The sequence below is a fragment of the Ningiella algicola genome (assembly GCF_028401415.2).
Lineage (GTDB): Bacteria > Pseudomonadota > Gammaproteobacteria > Enterobacterales > Alteromonadaceae > Glaciecola.
Genome location: NZ_CP171821.2, coordinates 1775686 through 1795142, shown reverse-complemented (window position 1 = coordinate 1795142; position 19457 = coordinate 1775686). Strand labels below are relative to the sequence as shown.

Genomic DNA, 19457 nt, shown 5'->3' with positions numbered 1-19457 from the left:
AACGTTGATATGAGTAGCGATAGTCATAATATTTACTAATATAGATATTGTCTAACATAAAAAAGATTAATGTTTATATTTAAACTATTAATTTGTTCAGCGCGCCAGCAATTTTTATACTGCTTATCATTATTTGTTTAGCCTTCACACGCTCAGTAAAGGGTCAGTACGAACATGAACAAAACACCACTTCACGCCGCACATATAGAATCCAATGCAAAAATGGTCGACTTTTTTGGTTGGGACATGCCCATCAACTACGGCTCTCAAATTGAAGAACATCACGCTGTGCGACAAGATGCAGGCATGTTTGACGTATCGCACATGACCATTGTGGATGTAACCGGTACTCAAGCAAAAGAATACTTGCGTTACCTACTGGCTAACGACGTTGCTAAATTAGAACAAAAAGGCAAAGCACTCTACAGCGGCATGATCAACGAAGACGGCGGCGTGGTAGACGACTTAATTGTGTATCACTTCGACGCAACAAACTATCGATTAGTAGTGAACTCAGCAACCAAAGAAAAAGACCTTAATTGGCTCAACAAAGTGGCTAACGGATTCGACGTATACATTCAAGAGCGCACCGAATTTGCCATGATTGCCGTGCAGGGACCTAAGGCAAAAGAAAAGGCAGGCACCCTTTTTAGCGCAGCACAAAGTGAAGCGGTAGCGGGCATGAAACCTTTTTTCGGCGTGCAGGCAGAAGACTTGTTTATTGCCACAACTGGTTACACAGGCGAGGCAGGCTACGAAATTATGGTGCCGGTTGCACGTGCTCACGACTTTTGGAATGACTTACTCAACGCCGGGGTAAAACCCTGTGGTTTAGGCGCGCGCGACACACTTCGACTAGAAGCCGGTATGAATTTGTATGGTCAAGATATGGACGAAACCGTATCACCATTAGCCGCCAATATGGGCTGGACAATTACCTGGGAGCCAAGCGATCGAGATTTTGTGGGGCGAAGCGCGCTTGAGCAACAAAAAGCCGCAGGCACAGACAAGCTAGTTGGACTAGTATTTAAAGACAAAGGCGTACTTCGAGCCGGGCTTGCAGTTAAAACGGCAGATGGCGAAGGCAAAATTACGTCCGGAACCTTTTCACCCACGCTTGGACACAGCATTGCTATGGCAAGAGTCTCGCAGGGTGAGGGTGCTAAGCCAGGCGCGACTGCACAGGTTGAAATGCGCAAAAAATGGGTAGAAGTAGAAGTAGTTAAACCCAGTTTTGTGCGCAACGGCAAGAGCGTCTTATAGCTTAGCGTTAAACTCAAGTATGCATGCAAAAGATTCAACAGACAGCAGACAAAAAATAGGCAGGAACAAATATGAGCAATATCCCAACAGAACTACGCTATGCCAGCACTCACGAATGGGTTCGCGCGGAAGGAGACGGTGTATTTACCGTCGGCATTACTGAGCACGCGCAAGACCTTTTAGGTGATATGGTTTTTGTAGATTTACCTGATGAGGGTGAAGGTGTTACTCAAGCGGAAGACTGCGCTGTAGCCGAGTCGGTCAAAGCCGCGTCAGATATTTATGCGCCGATTACTGGCGAAGTGGTCGCTATAAATGAAGAGCTTGAAGATTCACCAGAGCTGGTTAACTCCGACCCTTATGGCGACGGATGGATGTTCAAGATTAAAGCTGAAGATCCTTCAGAAGTGGAAGGCTTGCTTGACGCCGAAGCTTATGAAAACTCTATTGACGAAGACTGAAATAGTCAAATTAGCAGCTTGGCGAGTTAGTCTTATTTAAAATGAGCATTTAAATAAGATAATACAGCGCAAGACGCAGCTGAGTACCACCGCAGTTAATTACATTTGCGTATGCGCATTACGTGCATGCCACTACGAGGTTATCTAGAATGAATGTTGCAAGCAATCCAAACATCACATTGTCATCTGCCAGCTTATCGCAATTGGAAAACCAAGATGAGTTTATTCGCCGTCATATAGGCCCGGGTAAACAAGAGATTGCCGATATGCTTAGTGAAGTGGGTGCAACATCTTTAGACGACCTAATGCAGCAAATTGTGCCTAGCGATATTCATTCTCCAGAGCCTTTAAAAGTTGGTGAAGCTCAACGCGAAGTAGACGCATTGCAAGCGCTTAAGCAAGTTGCCGCAAAAAACGTCATAAACCGCTCGTTTATTGGCATGGGTTACAGCAATACCCTAACGCCAAACGTTATTTTACGCAACGTACTTGAAAATCCAGGTTGGTACACGGCCTACACGCCTTATCAACCAGAAATTGCCCAAGGCCGCTTGCAAGCAATACTTAACTTTCAACAAGCGACGATTGATTTGACCGGCTTGCCGCTTGCGTCAGCATCTTTACTCGATGAAGCCACCGCAGCTGCAGAAGCCATGGCTTTAGCAAAGCGCGTGTCTAAAAATAAAAAAGCCAATGCGTTTTTTGTTGCAAACACCGTGCACCCGCAAACCCTTGACGTACTTAAAACCCGCGCTGATATGTTTGGCTTTGAGCTAATTGTGGGCGATGAGGCAGACGCAGCAAACGAAGATATTTTTGGTGCACTCTTACAGTACCCCAGCAGCACAGGTGAAATTGTAGATATTCGCGACACCATAAGCGCTATTCAAGCCAACAAAGGCGTAGTGGCAGTTGCCACCGATTTGCTTGCGCTTACCATGATCACCCCGCCAGGCGAACTTGGTGCAGATGTTGCGCTAGGCAGCGCACAACGATTTGGTGTGCCCATGGGCTATGGCGGCCCGCACGCAGCTTTTTTTGCCACTCGCGATGCTTACAAGCGTTCTTTACCGGGCCGAATTATAGGTGTGAGTAAAGACACGCGCGGCAAACCTGCGCTTAGAATGGCCTTGCAAACACGTGAACAACACATTCGCCGTGAAAAAGCCAATTCAAACATTTGTACTGCACAAGTACTGCTTGCGAATATGGCAAGTTTTTACGCGGTTTATCATGGCCCGCAAGGCCTGGCGGCAATTGCGCACAGAACGCATCGCTTCACCGATATTTTGGCTACTGGCCTTTCATCAAAAGGCGTTAAGCTTAAACACAGCACTTGGTTTGATACACTTACTATTGAGTGTGACGACACCTTCCAAAAAGACGCGATTGTTGAAGCGGCCCTTGCAAAAGGCATGAATTTACGAACAGATCTAGAAAACACCCTTGGCGTGTCATTAGACGAAACGACCTCACGCGCTGATGTTGCCGATTTATTCGACGTTATTTTAGGCCAAGGCCACGGCTTAGAGATAGCGGCAATAGATGCGCAGCTTATAGAAAGCCCGAGTGAGTCGATTCCTGCCGAATTAACTCGTACTTCCGAATACCTAACTCACGAAGTGTTTAACCGCTATCACAGCGAAACGGAAATGCTGCGTTATATCAAGTCACTTGAAAATAAAGACTTGGCGCTTAACCACAGCATGATCTCTTTAGGCTCCTGCACCATGAAGTTAAACGCAGTAGCCGAGATGATCCCGGTAACATGGCCTGAGTTTGGTCAACTGCACCCTTTTGCTCCACTTAATCAAGCGGTTGGCTACAAAGAAATGATTGATGAGCTAAGCGAATGGCTTATCGACATTACAGGTTATGACGCACTCTCAATGCAGCCCAACTCAGGCGCACAGGGCGAATACTCTGGATTGCTTGCTATTCAGCGCTATCATCAAAGCCGCGGCGAAGGGCACAGAAATGTGTGCTTAATCCCTCAGTCTGCTCACGGAACTAACCCCGCTTCGGCACAAATGGTGAGCCTTAAAGTGGTGGTGGTAAATTGCGACGCCAAAGGTAATGTTGATTTAGAAGACTTGCGCCAAAAAGCCGAAGAAGTAAAAGACAATTTAAGCTGCGCCATGATCACTTACCCCTCTACCCACGGCGTGTATGAAGAAACAGTAAAAGAAATTTGTGACATAGTGCATGAATTTGGCGGGCAGGTTTACATGGACGGCGCAAACATGAACGCGCAAGTAGGCGTAACATCACCTGGCCTGATTGGCTCAGATGTGTCGCACCTAAACCTACACAAAACATTCTGCATACCGCACGGTGGCGGCGGCCCGGGCATGGGACCAATCGGGGTAAAATCACACCTTGGCCCATTTTTACCCAGCCATACTTTAGTGAGCTTAAAAGCTGCAGGCACCCACGACGATCTGGGCAATAACGGCGCAGTATCGGCCGCACCCTGGGGCAGCGCCTCTATTTTGCCAATTAGCTACATGTATATCAAAATGATGGGCAGCGAAGGCCTGCGTAAAGCAACCGAAGTAGCGATGCTAAACGCCAACTACGTGGCCAAAAAGCTAGAAGGTCACTACCCCATTTTGTACAAAGGCATGAACGGACGCATAGCCCACGAGTGCATTATTGACCTACGCCCACTCAAAGAAGCCAGCGGTGTAAGCGAAATGGACGTAGCCAAACGCTTAAACGACTACGGCTTCCACGCACCTACCATGAGCTTCCCAGTAGCCGGTACGCTCATGATTGAGCCTACCGAATCAGAAGCCAAAGTAGAGCTAGACCGCTTTATTGAAGCCATGATTTGTATTCGCCAAGAAATCGAAAAAGTGCAAACAGGCGAATGGGATGCAACGGACAACCCGCTTCATAATGCACCACATACATTAGCAGATATTGTTGATTCAAAGTGGGATAGGGCGTATAGCCGAGAGCTTGCTGCATATCCTGTTGCTGCGGTTGCTAGAGATAAATTTTGGCCGACGGTGAACCGGATTGATGATGTGTTTGGGGATCGGAATTTGATTTGTTCTTGTCCGGATTTGGATAGTTATCGGGATTTTGTGGAATAGTGGTGATCAACAATTAAAATTGTGAATGCTGCAATGAAGTTTGTGAATGCAATCTAAATTGTGAATATTCTAAATTTACAAGCGAACCTTTCTAAGGTTCGCTTTTTTTATCTTTTGCTTTATTTAGCCTACCAGTCTAGACAATTGCGGGTCATTGCGAAGTAAGAGGCACCAGCGCGCAACCGACGAAAGCTCGGCACTGGGGTTAGTCATTTTTCTAATGCCATCTCGAACCGATTTCAACTTTTCTTTTGCAGCTGGATTATTTCCAGCAGCACAACGTGTTTTCGCTCTATGAAAATCCTCGATTAGCCCATCAACTTTCTGCCACACTTTACGTCGTTCCTCTGTAAGCGGCACATGCTCATTAAGTTTAAGGCGCTTTACTGTTTCCTCAACCCGCAGCTGCTCCCATGCAGACGTGCCAGGATAAGGGATCACTTTGCCTTCTTCATCAAAAGCAATGAGTGATACGTCATCATCATCGATGGGATCGAGTAAATATCGTGCCTCTGATTCTTCGCAGGGTTCAGCGTATGTCGATAACAATGAGCCATTTTGCAAAGGAAACCATCCACCTTTTTTCCGGTTACCGACATTACCGCATACACGGAAATTCATGTAATCAAACGCTAACCACCAGTAGCCATCTCGTTTTGTGCCATCGAGTTCTTTAGCTTCTTTTTTAGGGCGAAAATGCTCGACATCATAATGTGAATACAGTTCGCGTACCTCAGAGAACCAGCACTTACCGCCAGACAGCGCTAATAACCATTCTTTCAATTTACCCCAGTGAGCACTATTGGAATCAATCAGTGCATTACGTTCCTCGTGCTGACCAGCTGCTTCAAGTGCTGCCAATTCCTCAATAAGTCGATTGGATTTCGCCAGCCAGGTATCCCATTGAGCTTGCGTCCACGGCGTCCAGTTTGGAATATCGTTATCGGTTGGCTTTTTGTGTTCCAAGTCTATAAAGATCATTCGTCAGCCTCCTCTCGTAGAATTTCACTTATTATGTCATCAGCGATTCGATCTTGTTCTGCCTGCTCCTCTGGCGTTAATACTGGCTTACGGAACTTACGATGTTGAGCCATCTTACGAACAAACAAGGCGTAGTCGGGATCACGGAAATCAGCAGTGGAAAAACCAAGATCAGCCAGCTCGGTAGAGAGTCGAGTAAGTTCTGCTTCCTCCTCAAGTGTGCGCGAAGACATTACAAACAGCTCATTTCGTCGAAATAAGCGGCGCTCGGTTTCAATATCTAACGTCGATGACAAGCCAAAAAGTTCACTCTTTAATAAACCGGTTACGCCCATGCCTTGAGGGTGTTCGTCAGGAGGAACTATTATGGTGTGAGTTCCATTTTTCCGTAAAATATGAACCTGTTCGCGTTGAAGGCTGCCAAGTAAAATTGGATCATGTGTTGTAAGCAGTACCTGTGCCTCCCCATTTTCAGTTATCCCCGAGCTAATAGACATAGCTTCGTTCACATCTTCAAAAAGACGAAGTTTCCAGATTGGATTTAAGTGGGTGTCAGGTTCGTCCAAAAGAAATAAACAATGGTCTTCGCGGGTAATACGCATTAGACCGAGAACGGTGAGCATCTGTAGTTCACCTTCAGATAGTTGGGTAAAGCTGACTTTGCCACCGTCCTCGTCACGCTTTTTTACTGTTATTCGTACTTCATCGATTAAATCGCCAATGTAAGCGCCTTCAGCGTAACGGAAAAAACTGTCGGGCCCCCCGACCAGTTCTCCTAGCTCTTTCAGTTTGTCTTTGGTGGGCACATATAAATACAGCTGCTTTTGCTTTTCGCTGCGACCACGAAAATCGATTTGCTTGTTGGCTTCTTGTTCGATAGGGGCCCACGAAACTTGCCAGAGTTTGTCGAGAAATTCGCTGACGACGTTGCCACGGGCATACCAGAAGCGTGGATCGCCTTCGTTGATTTCCATTTCATCAAATTTTCTATTCCGGCGTTTTTCGCGAAGGCGATGGGGTTCTTTCAGCACAAACAGGGCTGATTCCAGTGATTCGATATGAAGGTTATTCAGTACTTTTTGAAATACCGGGTCGTCTGAAAGCAAGCAGGCAAGCAACACCAATTGGCTATGACCACCTCGGCAATAGAACAGGCGGCGTAGTCGATCATCACCAGCTTGCTTTAACTTAGCTTCCCGACGGCGTTTGGCTTCTTCTATCGCACTTATATCAGCATCTGAAGCGGTAAAATTTTCCAGCAAATGTTCTGGTAGTACTTCATCAGCAGTGATTTCTTGACGCATATTAAAGCGGCGTTGGTGCTCCTGAAATAGTTGCTCAATGCGTTCGTTTCGACCTGAATAGTAGGCAAAAACGTGTGAAGGCAATAGATCGCGGTTTCTCAATAGATAGCTTTGATTTTCTTTTTTTCCGTCAACCCAGACCGTTGCTCTAGTTTTAAGTATATTAAAATCAGCTTGAATGCGGACAATCCTATCTCTAATTTCATATTCCAATGTGTATTCAAAAGGAGGTTCAATTTCGAGGTCTATTGTTCTAAAAATATTAATTAGCGCTTCAATTAAATTTGATTTTCCGGTGCCGTTTTGACCAATTAAGGCATGACTGCGAATGCGTTTTGTCGATGCACTAAGAGCGGCGTCAGCAGGCATCCTTGATACCGTCTCTAGCTTAGTGGCAAAACTCACTTCCAAATTGCACAGGTTACGAAACTGGGGAATGGCTAAATATCGAAGCTGCATACTTAATCCTTTTAATGTTTGTCCGTTTAGCTGTCTTCTTTTTCAAGCATTGTGGCAGGCGAGGGTTCCAGTAACCAGCCGTGGACTACTTCGGTTTTTAACTGGGCGTAAAAGCTATCAATCTCGCCACCGAAACGTTGCCATAAATCTTTAGCACTCATCTCGCCGTTATGGCGGGCGAGAATGGTGGCCAGCGGGGCTTGGGCTTTGACATCGGGCGGCGTGCCTAAACGCACCGGTGCCACCAGTTCAGTTTGTGGGGCTTTCATAGGTTCCTCTTCTTGTTCGATGGCAATGCCGGTAAGAGAAGCAACGGAACTTGAAACTAAGTTCTCTGCAACGCGCTGCTTCTTCGATAGTTGCTTTTCAAAGTGATCACATACTGCAAAAAGCGCATCAATGATTGTGACTATCGCATCCTGCTCCGGTTTTGGTGGAACGGGAACTATTAGATCCTCAACACCACCAACACGCAAGTGTTTAACGGTCATCCCAATGGCCGCTTCAACCATTCGTGCTTGAAAGCCGGGGCTGCGAATCACATAAAGCAAAAAACGATTATTAAATAATTCTGGAAATAGACGGAGCAACATGGTGCGCTGACCAAGACAGACTTTTTCGTCTTCAGGAACGATCGCAGCTTCTCCCATCGGTGCTTCTCGAGTGAAAAAAATGTCTCCCGCTTTTGGTGGCATTCTCCTAGCCCAATAATCGAAAGTCTCTTCGGAAATTTTTTTGGTGTTTGTGAGGTTCATCTCCCCGTTTCGTATATCCGTTGTTCGAACCAAATGAATACCGCTTGCAACGTATGGAGCAGTCTTATTGTGACAGTCGACTACAGCTTGTGAAACCTGCAAAAAGGTCGCCCACGTCCAATGCTCTGGTAGAGTTGTCTCAGGTACATTAACCTGTTGTGTGCGCAGCTTTTTCAGCATGGTCTGCGCTTCTTTTTTTTCCTGACCTTCAACTTCCTGTGACCAAGCAACTCTTCGTTGAGCTATTGCCTCCAATAGCTCCTCACCAGTTGATTCATGCCGATGTTCGAGATTGGATAATTTCCCGGAAACGGCCAGGTCAAGTATCAGCCCTTTGAAAGCAACCAGATCGTCCGGCGTAGATAAAAGTTGGCCGAAGTTGGCTTGCAGGCGTTGCCAGCTCTCTTGCAGTTCGTGCGGGCTTTTGCTAGTCGCGACGGCTTGCAAGGTGGCATGGCGCAGTTTGTTTTGAAGGGTGCGGCGTTTTTGTTGTTGCGTTTCCAGCAGATCGCATAAGGCCATCAGCTCATCGACTTTTGCGACAATGCGGGATTGTTCTTCGGTTGGGGGTAATGGCATTGCGCATAATGCAAAGTAATCCGTAGGTAAACGCTTTTGTCCTGCGGTGCCTGTCATGCTGGCTTCGCCTTTTGCGCGAAATAATGGTGAGCGAATAAAAAGATAAATATAGGCTGGATTAACGTCTTCGCTTATGGGGCGGAAAACATGAAATTCTGTAGAGCCTGAGCCGATATTGTGCTCAAGCCCTTGTACCACTGCCGACTTTCCGTTTTCAAAACACGGGGTGATCTTAGCCAATAAGACATCGCCATTTGCGAAATGTGTGTAACCTTTTTTTATTTCTGACCACGGCCTAACCTCGCCAGCTATGGTGATTGAGTGCAATTCGGAAACTGCCGCCATTGGCACAAAAGTGGCCATAACCATTGATTCCGGATCTTCTTCGACTTGATTTCGTGGATTGATTTCTCCCAGATCGAGCAAGCGACTCCAGCGCCAGCTGGGCGGTAACTCAATTAACGGTGGTACCAATTGTGCAGATTCCAACTTTGGCGAACGCTTAAACTTTTTCTCGGCTATTAACTGTTTACGAATACGAGTTACATTTGTGAGCACGCAATCTGCGCCACCATCTTCTTCTCTCTGTTGCGTGAGCTTTCCCGTAACGGCGAATTGATAAATCAACTCCCGTAATTGAGCTATGCCCCCCGGCGAATTGGCAATATGACCAAACTCGGCCAAAAACTGATTCGCGTCCATCAGGCTTTCTCATCGTTAAAGTGGTGAGAAAGCGCGGCTGCCAGTTCACTTTTAAGCTGGTTTTCGGTTTCTTCAATTTCACCTAATAGCTTTTTGTATTTAATCAGTAGCTCGTCTGGGTCGTGGCTCTCTTCTTGGGGCTTATTGGGATTCGATTCATCAAGATTGAAAATTGGCCAATATAGGCGATCTCCTGCGGCTTGTGCGTCACGTGCTTTTATGCGCAGTCCATCACTTTCTGTTTTTAAAACTTCGATGTCATCTTCTACGCTTTGGCGCTGTCTTTTGTCGCTGACGCCTTTAATAGAATCACGCAAATCACGGATGCGATTATCCAGAGCGCTTACTTGATTATTTAAGCTTTCGGCTTTCGCCCAGTGAGGCGCTGCGTCGGCTTCGGCCTGTTTGCGTTTGTTTTTAAAATCCACCTTCCAGGCAAAGTCGTTTTCTTCGCGACTGGCGAAGTCGTTGCTCTCATCCCCCCACCATTCATTAATTGCATCAAACTCTTCTAATCGAATGGGTTTTGTTTTGGAGTAGCTCTTGTAGCCCTTCGGATAGGTATGTTCGTAAAACCAAATCGTGTCGGTGTGAAAGTATTCGCTGCCATCGTCTACTCGCGCACCTTTGGTAAAAAACAATAAATTAGTTTTGATAGTTGTATATGGGGCAAACACGCCTTTGGGCAGGCGGATAATGGTGTGCAGGTTGCAGTCTTGTAGTAGTAGTTTTTTTAGCGTGCCTTTAATGCCATCGCCAAATAAAAAACCATCGGGTAGCACAACCGCGGCGCGGCCATTTTCTTTTAATAGCTTTTTGATGATCAACGCCATAAACATATCGGCGGTTTCGCGGGTTTTCAAATCTGCTGGGTAATCGCTGCCTACACCATCGTCTTCGTAACCACCAAATGGAGGGTTGGTGATGATGCAATCGACCTTTTGATTTGCACTCCATTCGTTCCAGCCGATGCCCAGAGTGTTTTTGTGTTCGATCTGACTAGGTATATCTATTCCATGTAGCAGCATGTTAGTGGTGCACAGCAGGTGCGGCAGTTGTTTTTTCTCGATGCCACGTATTAACGACTCAATGGCTTTTTGATCCTCTGTGCCCGACTTTGACGTGCGCTGGTTGCGCAAGTGATCAATCGCGGCAGTTAAAAAGCCCCCGGTTCCGCATGCAGGATCCAACACAGTTTCACGTTTATCTAGCCGAGGGTTTACCCTATCAGCCATAAATGCAGTAATTGCGCGAGGTGTGTAAAATTCCCCAGCGTTGCCAGCACCTCGTAGATCATTTAGTAACTGTTCGTAGACGTCGCCAATTTGAGCGCGAGTTTTGAAATCGTGAAAGTTAATTGCTTCTTCTAATTTTTCAATTACAGCTAGTAATTGTGTGCCAGACTTCATGTAATTGTTTGCGTCTTCAAAGACGTTTCTGATTACTTTATGAATTGCACTTTCGTTCGCATCAATGCTCTTTAGCTTGGGGAATAGCTCATTGTTTACAAATCCAATAACTGAGGATGGCGGCATCTTATGCGACTTTTTACCCTGACCATCATCATTCATTTTTGCCCAATCTCGCCATCGAAGGCCTTCTGGAATTGGGGATTCATATTTACTATTGTCGTCTTCCCACTCCTCTTCGCGCTGGTCGAATACTTTAAGAAAAAGCATCCAAGTTAATTGGCCAAGTCGTTGAGCATCTCCATCGACACCATCATCTTTACGCATGATGTCTTGAATGCTTTTTATGGTGCTACTTAAGTTCATTTATTATTCTAATCTCATCTTTTGGGATGATTACGCAGTTAAATCATCTTTGTATAATTCGGTTTCTAATTCTTTGATAGCGTTTTGATATTGGTCTACGCCGCCAAAAATGCCTCGTCGTATTTGGGTCTTACTGCCTAATTGGTCGAAGGGCGGTAGTTCTAATACTTGTGGGTTTTCAATGTCTTGGACTCCATGTTCAGCAAACTTTTCAACCAACCCTTCAAGTACAGCCTTGGCTTGTTCGCCATACTTCCCAAACACATCACGTTTTTTAACGTTGTTTGCTCTTTCTTTGCGGGTTAAAGGCTTCTGGTTAAATGCTACGTGTGCTACCAAGTCGAATACATCTAATTCTTCGCCATTAGGGATAGCTTGTTGGAGTAATTCTAACTTGATACCTTGCTCAGCCAATTCATCGATTATGGCTTGTTTTTTATCGCTCTCGTTCCAGCGTTTTAAAAAACCACTAAGGGTACCAAAACTCTCTTTTAATGACTGTTCAATTTGGTCTTTTAGCAAGACACGATAATCTTCAGTGATGAGTTTACCATCCGCGTCAAGATACTGAGAGCGCTCTGCGGCTAGGTCAACATCCACATCATCTAAATAAAATTTCTTTTTGGGTTCACGGATCTCGGACTCATCTGCGGCTTGTGGCGGAGAAGAGTCTTCTGGGGTCGTTGAATCTTCAGGTGTACTACCTTCTTCGGTTTCTTCTGGCGGAACTACTGGATCATCTTTATCAGGTTCGTAAATAATGACCGGTTCACCATCAAAATCAGGGTCTGAAAATAGGCGGGTAGCACCCTTAAAGTCCATAATAGTGAAGTAGAGTTTGTTATAGTCTTCTCTTAATCGTGTTCCTCTGCCGATAATCTGCTTGAACTCAGTCATCGAGTTTATGTTTTGGTCAAGAACAATCAGTTTGCAGGTTTTAGCGTCAACTCCAGTCGTCAACAACTTTGAAGTAGTTGCAATGACTGGGAAAGGCTCGTCGTTATCTATGAAATATGACAGCTGCGCCTTTCCTTCATTGTCATCACCTGTAATCCTCATTACGTAACGACGATTGCTGGCAGCGGCCGGTATAAGTTTGACTAATTCTTGGCGCATTCTCTCAGCGTGATCCTGTTCGTCACAAAACACAATGGTTTTTGCCATTGGATCGGTATTTTCTAAGTATTCCCATACCTTGTTTGCGACGAAACGGGTGCGCTTTTGTAATATCAGGTTTCGGTCGAAGTCTTTAGTGTTGTATTGGCGTTGCTCCACTTCTTGGCCGTATCTATCTGTTTTTCCTTTTTCTGGTGTGTAGCCCAAGGCGTCAACGTTAGTTGCTATACGAACAACTTTGTAAGGCGCGAGAAAACCATCTTCAATCCCCTGTTTTAGTGAATACGTATAGATGGGTTCACCAAAATACTTGATATTAAATTCAGGATTTATAATTTCGCCATCAACTGGCTTTTTCTCTTTTGGAGTAGCCGTAAGACCTATATGCGTAGCACTTTCAAAATACTTAAGTATGTCATGCCAGGCAGAGTCTTCTTTTGCACTGCCGCGGTGACACTCATCAATCACAACTAAATCGAAAAAATCAGCGGGAAATTGACGGTAGATCTGTTTCCATTCTTCTTTACCGGTAACAGCTTGATAGAGTGCGAGGTATATTTCGTAATTTTTCTTTGCTTCTCGATTGGTAACTTTATGCATAACCTCGCCAAAAGGAGCAAAGTCTTGTTGCATTGTCTGGTCAACCAAAATGTTACGATCTGCCAAAAATAAGATTCGCTTCTTTGTTTTTGACTTCCATAGCCGCCAAATAATTTGAAAAGCGGTATATGTTTTACCTGTGCCGGTAGCCATAACTAGAAGTATTCTATTTTGCCCTTTAGCAATAGCTTCTACTGTTCGGTTAATCGCAACACGCTGATAGTACCTAGGTTCTTTCCCACTCCCATCACTGTAATAAGGTTGAGAAATTATTGATTCTGATGATTCTGTTGTTAAGCCCTTCCACTGTTGATAAATAGGCCAAATTGATTGTAACGATGGAAACTCATCGAGACTTAATTCTTTTTCTGTAGGTGTCGTAAGAGCTGTCCTATCGTGTAAAAGAAACCCATCTCCATTGCTACTAATTGCGAATGGAATATCGAGCATCTCCGCATAACTGAGAGCTTGTTGCATTCCGTGCCCGACAGATAGTGTATTCTTTTTGGCTTCAATTACTGCAATTGGAAGATTAGGCTTCGCATATAGAATATAGTCAGCTCTTTTAGGGCCGCCTTTTTTCTCAGGGTTTTTAACGCGAGCCGCAAGTCTACCCTTAACCATCACGCGACCATCAGTAAGTTTTACCTCTTCTCGAAATTGACTTTGTTTCCAACCCGCTTTTTCAATTGCAGGTGTTATGAATTTGGTACAAATATCTCTTTCTGATAGTGCTTTTTTATCCATGATGGAGCCTCAATCCTTTATTGGTCGAAGAATTCTTCGTCAATCTTTTTCAGACGTAATACCTGTTCATCTCGACTGCCAATATTATACCGCAACATGAGTCGAGCTAACTCTGTACCGTTAACTTCGCTACTTCTTGAATAGTTAGTATTTCGTCTGTCACTAACACAACCCTAACCCCCTTTTGTCAGACTACGTGTCGTCTAGAAAATATTTAAATTAACAGGGGGTGGTAAGTATTATGTGATGCAGTATGAGAGACATTCAGAGAAATTTAAAGAGGCGATTTTAAACAAGCTGTTTAGCCGTGATATGGTATCAATAAGTATAGATAAAATTGCGACGTTCAGTTTGTGAATAATTTCATTAAACGTGAATGAATTTAATGTTAAGCAATAAGAATAATAATAGTTAGAGTAAGTTTATGAGCTAACGGTTTTTCATCTACTTGAATCGCCTAATTTAACCTCACACGAATTTTACTGAAATCTTTGATTCGAAATAGAGTATCGTTTGATGCCTCTAGCCCCTGCTAGGCAACTAAAAAAGATGCAAAGAAGAATTGTCGAAGGTGTAGGCACTGGGTTGGACGTTCCTCTGTCAGTCTGAACCGAGAATATGGCCGAGCCAAAAGGAGCAACTCCGAAGTTTCCAGGGCCATTGAAGGAGAATTCGCCAGTTCCAAACGTGTCCCAAACGATTTCTACAAAATCTGCTCCGAAAGTGACCGTTGGCAGAAAGCTTTCGTCGTTGAAGTCGCCCGCAGGATTTAAGAAATTAGAAGTATAGCCATCAAAACTTGCGGCTAATATTGTAGTTCCTGAAATAACATCGAGACGAAAACGTGCGTATTCGTAAGTACCCGACTCTAGGCCTGTAAGCAAAATTTGCTGGTCGGTAATGTCAACACTGTAAGTGCCAGAGCAAACATCTCTTGACCAATCTGAGCTGTTCAGTTCAATCCCTGTTCCTACAGTGTCCCCTTCGATAGCAGCAGATTTGCAAATCGCAATACCATCGCTGAATCTAAAACCATTATCAGCAAACAAGTCAACGGTTGCTCCAATTAAACCTGCATGGGTGATTCCCGAGACAGAGGCAACAGCGAAAAACATTAGGCCTTTAATAAAGTTCATCGTTTTAAATACTCCTTATCTATTATAGTGTTGTGTCTAAATAATTTGCTTCGTGCAAACGAAAGCACTAATCGTACCAAACCAATAAATATCGGCACTCTAGGTACACAGTGGTATACGAGGCGAGTTAAGTGTAAAAGTATCTGACATGTCGTTCAAGTCTGTCAATATTCACGAAGGGGCACTTGAAGAGTCGGGCAACCCGTGTTGCAGAGCCAATATTTCCTTCGTGATTTACAGTTGACGTATCAGACACATTACGTCTAACTGGTTTATCTCGTTGTAAATGTTTGGAAGCTTTGTAAGCTGAACATAGAGTGATTTGAAGTGATCGAGTAAACCTGAATACTCTATTTAGTGGAAAAAACGGCGTCTAGTCATGTAAATTCTTGTGACAACCGTCATTACAATAAAACTGGCCTCTGACCAACTCGCAAAAGGCACAAAAATGGTACTCAGCGATTTCATATCTAATTTTAGCAAACTCACATCTGGTGCGGTGGGTTGCGAAAATCAAGTGTATAACCCACAAAGCTTGCTTGTGTTGCATGCAAACATAATGAAGCTTCAAAGCACAGATGGCGAGGCGCCACTGAAAGACCAAACCGATATTCTTCACGACTTATTCTTACTAAAAGCCGAAATTTCAAGAGCATCCAAAATCAGCGCCACGAGAGGGCAAGCGCACGAGCGCTTTATGCAAAATTTAGACGAAGCCGTTCAGCAAAACCTTAAGGTGAATCAAGCTGCGCATTTATTCGATGATGTCGCAAAAATACAGCAAGAATTATCTGAAAAGGATACAAACGATAAGAATAGTCGCCGCTTTAAACAGCGAATGTTAGTGCTTGTAAGTTTAATCCCGTTTTTTGGGTTGGGGCTGCATTATTTTAACGGAATGTTTTATCAAAAAATGTTCGCAGATAAAGTCCACATGGTTTTCCCGGTCAATATCTATGAAAGTGGCACCAATCAATTAAAAATTGCCCAAAGCAAGCGGGGCGAACTCTACGAGCAATATAGTCGTTACATATACGACGACTATATTGATAATGGTGTAAGTGATTTAGATAACGGCTTTACGCCTGTTTCAGGCTTACCTACTGTCTACGATTTGTCGGAAATGTCTGACTATTTAGAGGACTTTTCAACCTTAACAGAGGCTCAAGCATTTATTGCGCGCAACCCGGCAGATTTGCGTTTTTATGAAGCGACTGAGCTTGAGCGTTTACAAACAGAAATGAGTCGCATGGATCCTGCGGGCATAATGTCGCCAAAGTTTCCATTCTTCTATCAGTTGAGGCAGACCATGTTCGATGCCCCTTCGCCTAGTGTAGAAAGATTTTCTCAATTTCACTTACATAAGTTTAGAGTGTTGATTAGAAATATTCGCAATAATCATTTGGTAAATGAATTCGCTTTTGTGCTTTCCTCCCTCGATGAGCCAAGTTTTGACCCTAAGTATTTGCCAACAGAAGCAAGGATTGAACTAGAATTGCCGATAAGTTCAATAGGGCAGGATGTGCAAAACTATCTTTCGGTGAAGGTTAAAGATGCGCCTGTGAAGAATTTTATAGCAACAACGCTTGCCTTAGATGAACAAAACGTCATTGTGGACACGGCAGAAATTAAAATAGATGGTTTGTTGAGCGCAGAAGAAGACAGAAAATTAGCGTTTACCAAGCAGATCATCAACTACTCTAATGATGCTTTGTGGGGATTCGACCCGAAAATGTTTTATCAACAAAATGCCAATCAAAGCTCATTGCCAGCGCACATTAACGTAGTTGATTTGAGTGATATGACAAGCCTACACGAGATTGAATATGGATTTAAAGCTGAGCAAGCAGAATACTTTGTGAGGTGTGAAGACGGAGGAGCCGTTTATCTACTGTATTCGTCTTTAGATGCTCTTTCTCAAAACTTGGAAATTATCAACGAGCTAAAGATTGCTTATGAGTATGAATTAATTGACGGTTCGAAACGACGTGGCCAAGACTCCATCAATCCAAAGTATGCCTTCGTTCTACCTGAAGGCACTACAGGAGGTCAAGACATGGTTGTATCTTGTTTAGGGCCGCAACTGTATGACTCGCTTGTAGATAATGCAACAGGAGCCGCGGGCCCAGACGTTAGAGCCTTACCTCACAGAGCTGCTCAATTATTAATGGGCTCAGAGAACACCGTTAAATCTGATATTGTTTTAGCATCTGAAATTTTGATAAGCCCACTCGATTTGAATCGTTACACTTTGCTGCCATTTGATACACCACAAGTTTTACAAGATGGAAACTACCTGCAATTAGACGTTTGGGCGGTCAATTTAAATGATGGTATTTATCAACTCCAGCTTTTTGCAGATGGCGAACATTATGACACCGTTGATATCGAGGTTTTTATGCCACCAGTTGATCTTGACCTGACTTCAATTAACGATGTCGTGCGGCCGTAAGCAAAGCTTGCACTAAGCAGCGCTTATTGCAATTTAGTAAAAAGAGAGGTTTGAATGCGGATTTATCTAGTCGTTGGCGTTATTGCTACTTTTGTAGCAGGCTGCAATAACAATACAGCGCCCATCAATATTCCTGAGACGGCGTTTGTCGCCGGATCTTGCGAGGTTGGGGTGTATGGGGAATCTAGCGACTTCGTAGTCATTACGCGCAGAAATGAAAATGCTTATTACACCTTTAACAACGGTATAACTGGAAAAATAGATTACGAAGGACTGCTACAGTGTGGCGAGGGTGCCGTTAAAATTGAACAGTCTAAAGTATTGCGAATACAAGCGATATTAACCACAGATACTGAGTTTGATTCAGACGGTGCACTTCTTGCGGGCCAGCTTCTTGAACCAGCAGATGCAGGCCCAAATACTCCGCTGGTTGCTTTGGCCCATGGCTCGGAGGAAAGTGGATGGATTGAAGCGGTAAGTTATCCCTATCAGCTTGTTGCTAGAGGGGTTTCGGTATTCGTTTACGACAAGCGGGGTACGGGACGCTCACAAGGGCAATATTCGCAAAACTTTGTGCAACTTGCCGATGACCTGGCCGCAGCTTCACAAGAGGCAAAACGTATTGCACAAGGGCGTTTCGCTCGCTTTGGTCTCTTTGGATTTAGCCAAGGTGGATGGGTTGCACCGCTTGCGGCTGAAAAATCAGGCGCAGAATTTATCGGTATTGGCTATGGACTGGTGGTCGACATTCTTGAAGAGGATGCATCGCAGGTTGAGCTGGAATTGCGCGAAGCAGGATACGGCGACGACGTCATCACCAAAGCAAAAGAAATAACAGACGTGACCGCGCGCCTCGCCGTGTCATCGTATAAAGATGGCCTTCAAGAATTAGACACGCTTAGAGATAAATACAGACCTGAACAATGGTATCCCTTGGTTAAAGGTGGTTTTACAGGGGTGCTACTCGGGATGTCGACCGATGAGCTAAGGGATAAAGGGATCCCCATGTTCGACCGCCTAAACATTGATTGGTCGATTAAGCCCATGGATGTTTTGCGTGATGTCAATGTGCCGCAACTATGGGTGCTTGCGCAAAACGATCGCGAAGCGCCAATTGCGAAAAGCCTTGAGAGATTGCAAACGCTTAGAGGCGAAGGAAAAGACATCACAATATTTGTTTTTCCTAACACGGATCATGGCATGTGGGAGTTTGAACAAGGAAGCGACGGTCAGCGAACCTATACTCGAGTAACAGACAGCTATTATGAGCTTTTAGCGGATTGGGCAAAAGATGCGGTACAACCGCCTTATTCTATGAGTGAAGCACAATAATATGCTCATATGAAACACCATAACATTACTAGTAACCCGTACATCAATCAGTTTTTAGTAGGCATCACCACGGTTTTTGCTTGGATGCCTTCATTAATCATGACCATTTTAATGAGCGCTGCCTTATATTGATAGGCAATGGGGATGTATGAAAACTGACGATTCTTTGAATGCGTTTTCCGGTCGAAAAGTTGCACTGCATCATACGCTCGAGTAATTGGTAAATACATGCGTATATTCAAGATATCATTAAGCATGACTAGATTCATTTATTAAACCATCCTGCCGTACAGTTATGCCTACGCAACTATCCAAGTATTATTTTTCTCGACAGCTCAGCAAAACCACATTTTGGAATTAAAGAGCGTCATTTCTTCTAAATTTGAATAAAGGAATTATTATGAAAACGCTAAGGATAGATGAATTAGAAACCGTCAATGGTGGCGTTCTGCCAATTATTGTTGGGGCAGTCGCACTTGATGCGGCGCTGATTAGTCTTATGATCGCGATGTCAGCATCAGATTAATTATCGATAACGCATATACAAGGAGATATACTATGCAACAATTAAACACTCAGGAATTAGAATCAGTTAATGGCGGAGTTTTACCGCTCATTATGGCAGTCGTGGCTGCCGATGTAGGCCTTGCAGCTGCAATGTACGGCGCTGGATACTGGTAAACACGATTTGTAA

At 44.3% G+C, this 19457-nt stretch carries 14 protein-coding genes; 7 read left to right on the top strand and 7 right to left on the bottom strand.

From position 1 onward, the window contains the following. Window positions 1-174 precede the first annotated feature (174 nt). The 3 genes from gcvT (at window position 175) to gcvP (ending at window position 4825) form a co-directional block, all read left to right on the top strand. Complete coding sequence (gene gcvT / locus PN836_RS07860; protein ID WP_395344693.1) at window positions 175-1263, top strand: glycine cleavage system aminomethyltransferase GcvT; 1089 nt, start codon at window positions 175-177, stop codon at window positions 1261-1263. Window positions 1264-1334: 71 nt separating this feature from the next. Further along, window positions 1335-1724, top strand: coding sequence for a glycine cleavage system protein GcvH (gene gcvH, locus PN836_RS07855; protein WP_395344692.1), 390 nt, complete (start codon window positions 1335-1337; stop codon window positions 1722-1724). A gap of 149 nt (window positions 1725-1873) precedes the next feature. After that, window positions 1874-4825: an aminomethyl-transferring glycine dehydrogenase gene (gcvP, locus tag PN836_RS07850; RefSeq protein ID WP_395344691.1), complete on the top strand. Its 2952-nt coding sequence runs from the start codon at window positions 1874-1876 to the stop codon at window positions 4823-4825. Window positions 4826-4948: 123 nt separating this feature from the next. Here the strand turns inward: gcvP and PN836_RS07845 are convergent, their stop codons facing one another. The 6 genes from PN836_RS07845 to PN836_RS07820 all read right to left on the bottom strand — a co-directional run bounded on the left by PN836_RS07845 (window position 4949) and on the right by PN836_RS07820 (window position 14979). After that, complete coding sequence (locus PN836_RS07845) at window positions 4949-5806, bottom strand: hypothetical protein (RefSeq protein ID WP_395344690.1); 858 nt, start codon at window positions 5804-5806, stop codon at window positions 4949-4951. Beyond that, on the bottom strand, window positions 5803-7479 hold the full coding sequence (locus PN836_RS07840; protein WP_395344689.1) for an AAA family ATPase: 1677 nt from the start codon (window positions 7477-7479) through the stop codon (window positions 5803-5805). The genes PN836_RS07845 and PN836_RS07840 overlap by 4 nt, the downstream gene beginning before the upstream one ends. A 116-nt stretch (window positions 7480-7595) precedes the next feature. Continuing rightward, a complete protein-coding gene (locus PN836_RS07835) occupies window positions 7596-9605 on the bottom strand; it encodes a restriction endonuclease subunit S (RefSeq protein WP_395344688.1) in 2010 nt (669 codons plus the stop codon). Beyond that, the gene (locus PN836_RS07830; RefSeq protein WP_395344687.1) at window positions 9605-11380 is read right to left on the bottom strand and encodes an N-6 DNA methylase; all 1776 of its coding nucleotides are present in this window, start codon (window positions 11378-11380) and stop codon (window positions 9605-9607) included. Before PN836_RS07830 ends, PN836_RS07835 begins: the two co-directional genes overlap by 1 nt. A gap of 30 nt (window positions 11381-11410) precedes the next feature. Further along, window positions 11411-13843, bottom strand: a complete 2433-nt coding sequence (gene hsdR / locus PN836_RS07825) for an EcoAI/FtnUII family type I restriction enzme subunit R (protein ID WP_395344686.1) — start codon at window positions 13841-13843, stop codon at window positions 11411-11413. A 479-nt stretch (window positions 13844-14322) separates the two neighbouring features. Then, window positions 14323-14979, bottom strand: a complete 657-nt coding sequence (locus tag PN836_RS07820) for a hypothetical protein (protein WP_395344685.1) — start codon at window positions 14977-14979, stop codon at window positions 14323-14325. 391 nt (window positions 14980-15370) lie between these two features. On the opposite strand from PN836_RS07820, the gene PN836_RS07815 reads away from it, so the two are divergent. Continuing rightward, window positions 15371-17431: a hypothetical protein gene (locus PN836_RS07815; protein ID WP_395344684.1), complete on the top strand. Its 2061-nt coding sequence runs from the start codon at window positions 15371-15373 to the stop codon at window positions 17429-17431. A 54-nt stretch (window positions 17432-17485) separates the two neighbouring features. After that, window positions 17486-18763, top strand: a complete 1278-nt coding sequence (locus PN836_RS07810) for an alpha/beta hydrolase family protein (protein WP_395344683.1) — start codon at window positions 17486-17488, stop codon at window positions 18761-18763. A 47-nt stretch (window positions 18764-18810) separates the two neighbouring features. On the opposite strand, the gene PN836_RS07805 is transcribed toward PN836_RS07810, so the two are convergent. Continuing rightward, window positions 18811-19020: a hypothetical protein gene (locus PN836_RS07805; protein WP_395344682.1), complete on the bottom strand. Its 210-nt coding sequence runs from the start codon at window positions 19018-19020 to the stop codon at window positions 18811-18813. A 143-nt stretch (window positions 19021-19163) separates the two neighbouring features. Between PN836_RS07805 and PN836_RS07800 the strand changes: the two genes are divergently transcribed. Then, a complete protein-coding gene (locus PN836_RS07800) occupies window positions 19164-19289 on the top strand; it encodes a class IIb bacteriocin, lactobin A/cerein 7B family (protein WP_395344681.1) in 126 nt (41 codons plus the stop codon). A 32-nt stretch (window positions 19290-19321) separates the two neighbouring features. Continuing rightward, window positions 19322-19444, top strand: coding sequence for a class IIb bacteriocin, lactobin A/cerein 7B family (locus PN836_RS07795; protein WP_395344680.1), 123 nt, complete (start codon window positions 19322-19324; stop codon window positions 19442-19444). The last annotated feature ends 13 nt before the right edge of the window (window positions 19445-19457 follow it).